Origin of the sequence: Schlesneria paludicola DSM 18645, assembly GCF_000255655.1 — a bacterium.
In the GTDB taxonomy this organism is placed as follows: domain Bacteria; phylum Planctomycetota; class Planctomycetia; order Planctomycetales; family Planctomycetaceae; genus Schlesneria; species Schlesneria paludicola.
In genome coordinates this window covers 1-1,238 of sequence record NZ_AHZR01000098.1, presented here as the reverse complement: position 1 = coordinate 1,238, position 1,238 = coordinate 1, and the positions used below count along the sequence as shown (strand labels likewise).

Annotated in this window: 1 protein-coding gene; it reads right to left on the bottom strand. The window is 52.7% G+C overall.

The genetic code is table 11. The features are described 5' to 3' along the window. Positions 1-85: 85 nt before the first annotated feature. Positions 86-535 carry a hypothetical protein gene (locus OSO_RS0100140; RefSeq protein ID WP_010581592.1) on the bottom strand — a complete coding sequence of 150 codons (450 nt, stop codon included), beginning with the start codon at positions 533-535 and terminating at the stop codon, positions 86-88. Positions 536-1,238: the final 703 nt, after the last annotated feature.

The window sequence follows — 1,238 nt, the reverse complement described above, 5'->3', positions numbered from 1 at the left end:
AAGCGATTTCATAATTGACCGATCCTTCAGTCGTTTGGATGTGAGTAGATCCGTCTGACTTACTTGTTGGTTGACTGCCACAGGCTTACTCAGTCGCCCTATTCACCGCTTCCGTCGTCGGAACGCCGGGAAGCGGATTCACGGGCACGCTCTTCAGCGTCGACAAGCCATCAGCGGGCGGCCCACCTCCATCACTTGAACGAGTCTCCGCTTCGAGCGGCGTCGAATCCGGCAATGCCTCGTCCTCGACGTGGTGCTCAGCAGACGACAATGGGGGATTTGTCAGCCCAAGGCTCGAACGACCAAGTTCGTATGGGGCAAAGTCCGATGGCAAACAACTGGGCGAGTATTGACGAAACACCCCTGAGATTGGCACGGGGTGATACTGATTGCGCCCCGAAGAAAGAGCCGATGCACCCCCGTGCTGGTACCCCTGGAACCAGTCTCCAATGGCCTCTTCACCTCGTTCCGATTGGAACTTAAACGACCAGTAGCAGTGTGGGGGAACCGGCGGGCAGGTTCCATCCCCACCCATCAAAACGTCAAGATATCCTTGACGCCAACCCTTCGAGTAGTGTGAACAGGGATTCGACGAGCATCGCTCTTCGCTGTTTCGCCACCATGCAACTCCTGCCCGGCATTTTTGCGCGATGCAGTATTCAGTATCTTGAATAGCTACGCATCCTATCGAGCTAAAAACGAATAGCAGCTCGATGCAGCGTCTTGTGTCCATGTTTCGTAGCCTCCACCCGCAAATTCATTATCGAACTGCAGACCGCATATACCGGATATAGGAATCATCCGGCTTTTGATGGATCGACAGTTAAGGATGAGCGCAATAGGTTTCAGGGCCTTTCCGTTACACTCAACCGAAGCCAAACAATCAAAAAAGTCTTTGCATTCGGAAAAGTCGACCACCGCAGCCAACTTGAATCGATTATGGGGCGACGTTTTCCGAGAAAGGGATTCAAGTTTTTCGCATCACGGCGTGGGGCACGCATTTTTAGCCACCATCAGTGCCATCACGTCAAGCAAACTTTGCCGATTCACAAGCGTAATGCGGTGACTTCATCGGGCCCCACGAAATTCGTGCACCTTTGGCTCAAGGCAGATCGTGAACGGACGAATCGTCCATTCGCACAACTTCTGAGCGGCCATCTCGATTTACGAATTGCTTGAGCCTGAAATAGAAAGAATCCCAAGGTGATGCAATCACCTTGGGATTCGTGCTGATGTCG